Origin of the sequence: Kitasatospora sp. NPDC007106 (genome assembly GCF_040634455.1) — a bacterium.
Taxonomy (GTDB): Bacteria; Actinomycetota; Actinomycetes; order Streptomycetales; family Streptomycetaceae; genus Kitasatospora; species Kitasatospora arboriphila.
The window spans coordinates 1-4,537 of the sequence record NZ_JBEYFP010000486.1 but is presented as its reverse complement, the minus strand read 5'-3'; the positions used below and the strand labels follow the sequence as shown (position 1 = coordinate 4,537).

Sequence of the window (4,537 nt, the reverse complement as noted above, 5' to 3'; positions counted from 1 at the left end):
TCGGCGGCGGCGGTGGCCTCGACGAGTGCGGCGGCGCGTTCCAGGCCCGGGCGCTCCTCGGGCGTCGCCTCGGCCAGCGCCCCGGCCAGGGCCGCGGAGACCACGTCGGCGTCCCGGACGACCACGACGACGTTGTGCTTGGTGTTCACTCCCAGGAATCCAGTCATACCGATCATGGTGCTGGGCCTGTTCCGTACACGGCAAGGAACTTGAGGAACCCCAGAGGTTCGCGAGGTCGGAGGTGGTGCACACTCCTCCGCATGGGGATTGCGGAGGACGAGCTGCGGCGGCTTCGGTCCGGGCCGGGGCCCGAGGACGACCGGGCACGGCCGTTCCTCGTACGGGTCCGGTTCACCGCCGCGGACCCGGCCCGGGTCGTCGCCGGCGCGCGTGCCGTCCTGCGCAGCGTGGTCGGGCGGACGGACGACTGGCCCGCGGCCGAGCAGTGGCCGCAGCTGCTGCCGGCCTGGTTCGTCCGGCGGTGCGCGCCGGAGCCCGTCGAGCCGGAACCTGGCGCGCCGCCCTTCGACGCCGAGGAATGGCTGCGCCAGTGGCGGGCGATGACGCCGGAGCAGCGGGCGGCCGCCGATCGGGAGCCGTGGACGCTGTCGGACTGGCTGCACTGCTTCGACCCGACCGAGGACGGCGGCGGTGGCGACCGCGGCTGGTGGTGGTGGCACGCGGGAACCGACGGGCCGGGCACCGGCCGGGTCCAGGTGGAGACCACCGGCTGGCCGTTCGGCAGCGGGTCGCTGCGCTGGCTGATCGAGGCCGCCGGCGGAACGGACCTGACGTGGAGTCCGTAGCACCGTCCCGGTGGCGGGCGGCTCCGGCAGACTCGGCCGCATGTCCGAACAGCCTTCAGGTGCACCGCCGGTCGATGACGGCGGCCCCCTGCCCGCGTACGCGGCGCTCCGTCCCGAGGTGGTGAGGGCCGGTTCGGTGCAGAACGCCCTCCAGGCGGCGGTCGACCGCGCGGGCCCGGGGCTCCGGGTCGGGCCGATGACGTCCTCACCGGGGTCCTCACCGGGCCGGTGCCACGGGGCGGCGAGGGTGGAGGCCGACGGCCGCTCGGCGAGCGTCGTGATGCTGCCGGGCGGCGGGTGCGGGTTCGTGGTCGACTGCTGGGCGCACGGAATCCACCGGGCCTCGGGGAGCACGCAGGAACTCTCCGAGGTCGCCGGTGCCGTGCGGTCCTGGATCCAGGGGGCCGAACCGCGCGAACTCGCTGCCCGGTGGCCCTTCCTGATGGTCCGGGCCGTGGCCGAGACCCGTGAGCACGGCGAGGAAGTGGCGGAACGGTGGCAGCTGCTGCACCAGGTCGCCGACCGGTACGCCGAACGGTGGCAGCAGCCCGACTGGCGGGCCCTCGTCGGGGCCGCCTTCGAACAGCCGCGCCTGCGGGCCCTGTCGCCCGGAAAGTCCATGCACTGGTTCACCCTCAGCCGGCGGGCCGTGCCACCCATCTGCAGCGATCTTCCGAGCACCAGACCGCTCGGCAACGGCCGCTTCGAGGTGGCCTCCGCCGACGGCCGCGTCCGGGAGGTCGAGGGCGCCGTGGCCGCCGTCGAGGTGATCCTGGACGCCCTGCCCGACCACGCCGTCCCCCTGCCGTGGGGCCTGTGACCCGAGCGCGGCGTTAGCGGCGGCCCTTCGCCGTCGAGGTGGGGACGCCGCGGGGTCACCCGCGGTCGTGGCGGCGCCGGGCCTGTGCCCGCAGCGCCTCCGGGTAGTGGGCGGGCTTCGGCCCGGGCTCGGCGCGGTAACCCCCGTAGGGGCAGGCGCTCTCGTTGCGGTGGCCCTTGTCCTGGACGTGCCGGCACCTGAGGAGCATGTGGTGCCCGCTCCGGCCGTGGCCGCAGACGGTGCACGGCGGCCAGGGCCCGGTGCGGTACGTGCGGCAGTCGCAGTACGTCTCGTTCCGGTGGCCGACCCGGTGGCCGGCGCCGTCGTGGACGTCCCCCGAAGCCGAGGTCCGCTCGGAGTAGTGGCCGCGGTGCGCACGGTGGCCGCAGGTCGCGCAGTCCGGCCCGGGCGGCGGGGCGACTTCGGGGTCCGTCGGCTCCGGGAAGGGCGAGCCCGTCCGCCGGACGGTGACGACGGCCGCGACCGCGCCCACCACGACGACGATTCCCACCAGGCCGATGACGGTCTGCCTTGCCACGAGTCCCCCTGTGCGTGCGCTCTCCCAGGGCACCGTCCGACCAGCCGTCGGCCGCCCGCGTCGACACCGCGGAGACGGATTCCCGTCGACGCGGGCCGTGTCGGGTCAGCGGGCGCTGCCGAGGTTCCGGTCGGCTTCGGCGCCCTGGAGCATGAGGGTGGTCTCCTCGATGCGGCGGAAGCGGCCGTCGGGGGCGAACTCGGCGAAGACGTAGACCTCGATGCGGACGGTGGACCCGTCGGTCTTGACGATCTCCATGGTGTGGCGGTCGGCGTACCGGTCGCCGGAGGAGAGCTCGTCGTGCACCTCGACCGAGCCGCCGGCGACGACGGTGCGCAGGTGGGCGATGTGGGCGAGGAACTCGGTGCGGTCGGCCCAGTCGCCGTCGGTGCGCTGGCGGTAGTCGGGGGCGAAGTGCCGGTCGGCGGCCTCGTCCAGGTCGAGGCCCGGGGTGAGGAGCAGGTCGGTGAGGGCGGCGCGGATGTCGGTACGGATGTCGGTGCGGGTCATGGCGGTTCCTCCGGTGGCGTGCGGGAGCGTCCCGCTGTGGATCGAGGGGAGATGCGTGCCTGAAGCACGCTTATGACTGTACCGCAGAAGCGTGCGCGGCGCACGCATCTGCATCCTCGGATCCGCTCCGGCCCCCACCGGGTCAGGCGCCGCCCCGCGGGGGCCGGCCTCCGCGGCGGCCGGCCGCGCGCAGGGCGGCGGCCCGGTGCCGGATCGGTTCCGCGGCGGGGAGCGCGTAGAGCGACTCCCACGGGTAGCGGGAGCCGAACCCGCCGAGCTCCTCGAAGTGCCGGTGGGCGTGCCGGCGCATCCCGGCGAGACCGAACGCCGCGGCGAACACCGAGTGGACGTTGACGCGGGCCCCGCCGGGACGGTGCGCCGGGTGCAGGACGGACGCCTCGGCCGCGGCCACGAGCGAGGCACGGACGGACGGGCGGCGCCACTGGACGAGGCGGGCGCTCCGGCCGGCAGCCGTCCAGCGCTCCAGCTGCGCCTCCACCCCGATCACCGCGCCGAGCCCGCCCGGCGGGGCCTGCTCGCGGCACTCGCTAGCGAAAGGGGTACGTACGGGCGCCGCGCCGCGTTCAGTCCCGCAGCGGTGCGCGGGTCGCCCGCCGGTCGTCCGGGTCGTGCGGCGGGCACGGCACCGCGATCGTCGCCCCGGGTTCCCCGGGAGGTCGCGGACGCGACGGCGGCCGTTGGCCGACCGCTGCCACGCTCACCGGCGGATCCGTCCCGATACGAGGAGTGCCATGAGAGTCGTCCCCCCGTCCCGCCGTACCGCGGCTCTCGGTGCGGCCGTCGTCGCGGTCGTCGTGGCCGCGCCGGCCGCGCACGCCGCCCCCGGCGCGCCGGGCACCCGCCCCTCGTTCTGTCACCACGACAACCGCTCCACGCCGTTCGCGCAGTACCTGTGCGCCGAACCCGGCGAGCTGCTCGACGTCCGCATCGGCGACGTGCACCCGACCCAGCCCTCGCTGGGCTACGACGAGGTGTACTACAAGCTCGGCCGCTACACCCTCGGCAAGGACGCGATCAACAAGAAGTTCAGCGACTGGTGCGAGGCCGACGGCCGCATCGACGCCGTCGCCGCGCAGCCCGGTGCGCGCCTGGACGACCCGTCCTCCTTCACCTGCCGGCTCCCCGTCGGCGCCGAGACGGCGGACAGCGTCGCGCCGATGAAGACCGTCGTCATCGGCCCGCACGGCGAGCCGTTCCTCACCGACGGGCACCACACCCTCACGGCCTTCTACGAGACCCCCGACGGCGGCGCCGACCTGCACGTCCGGCTGCGGGTGCTGGCCAACTACAGCGACCTCACCCGCCAGGCGTTCTGGGACGAGATGCAGGCGCACAAGTGGGTCTACCTGCGCGACCCCGAGGGCGCTCCGGTCGCGGTCAACAAGCTGCCGACCGGTGTCGGGCTGGCCGACTTCGGCGACGACAAGTACCGCGGCCTGCTCTACTTCGGCCGCGACATCGGCTACACGCAGAACGACCTGCCGTTCCAGGAGTTCTACTGGGGCAGCTGGGTCCGCGACACGAACGCCGTCGACCTGTCCGGCTGGAACCCGAACGACCTCGGCAGCTACCTCGGCACCGTCCAGGGCCTGACCCGGGCGATGACCGCGCTGCCGAAGGACGCCGTCGTCGACAGCGGCTTCGACGCCGCCGACCTCGGCGCACTGGACCAGTGGAACGCGGGCAAGGCCGCCGACAAGGGCGAGTTCGACAAGCTGAGCAAGCCGTACTCCGACCCCAAGCCCGGCAAGCTCGCCTACGCCCTCGAGTACAAGCGCGTCCACGGCCTGGGCTGACCCACCCCGCCGCCCGATCCCCGTCGACCCCCGAGGGGTACGACGG

At 74.5% G+C, this 4,537-nt stretch carries 6 protein-coding genes; 3 read left to right on the top strand and 3 right to left on the bottom strand.

Annotated features, from left to right (window positions below; genetic code table 11):
• Positions 1–260 precede the first annotated feature (260 nt).
• Both ABZ641_RS26675 and ABZ641_RS26670 read left to right on the top strand, forming a co-directional pair.
• On the top strand, positions 261–806 hold the full coding sequence (locus ABZ641_RS26675; RefSeq protein ID WP_344626358.1) for a hypothetical protein: 546 nt from the start codon (positions 261–263) through the stop codon (positions 804–806).
• Between the two features lie 40 nt (positions 807–846).
• Positions 847–1,626, top strand: a complete 780-nt coding sequence (locus ABZ641_RS26670) for a DUF6193 family natural product biosynthesis protein (protein WP_359985631.1) — start codon at positions 847–849, stop codon at positions 1,624–1,626.
• Positions 1,627–1,681: 55 nt separating this feature from the next.
• Here ABZ641_RS26670 and ABZ641_RS26665 read toward each other — a convergent pair whose 3' ends face one another.
• The 3 genes from ABZ641_RS26665 to ABZ641_RS26655 form a co-directional block, all read right to left on the bottom strand.
• The gene (locus ABZ641_RS26665; protein WP_359985628.1) at positions 1,682–2,164 is read right to left on the bottom strand and encodes a hypothetical protein; all 483 of its coding nucleotides are present in this window, start codon (positions 2,162–2,164) and stop codon (positions 1,682–1,684) included.
• A gap of 105 nt (positions 2,165–2,269) precedes the next feature.
• Complete coding sequence (locus ABZ641_RS26660; protein ID WP_344626361.1) at positions 2,270–2,674, bottom strand: nuclear transport factor 2 family protein; 405 nt, start codon at positions 2,672–2,674, stop codon at positions 2,270–2,272.
• 142 nt (positions 2,675–2,816) lie between these two features.
• Positions 2,817–3,182 carry a hypothetical protein gene (locus ABZ641_RS26655; protein ID WP_359985625.1) on the bottom strand — a complete coding sequence of 122 codons (366 nt, stop codon included), beginning with the start codon at positions 3,180–3,182 and terminating at the stop codon, positions 2,817–2,819.
• Positions 3,183–3,426: 244 nt separating this feature from the next.
• On the opposite strand from ABZ641_RS26655, the gene ABZ641_RS26650 reads away from it, so the two are divergent.
• Positions 3,427–4,491, top strand: coding sequence for a ParB/Srx family N-terminal domain-containing protein (locus ABZ641_RS26650; protein ID WP_359985622.1), 1,065 nt, complete (start codon positions 3,427–3,429; stop codon positions 4,489–4,491).
• The last annotated feature ends 46 nt before the right edge of the window (positions 4,492–4,537 follow it).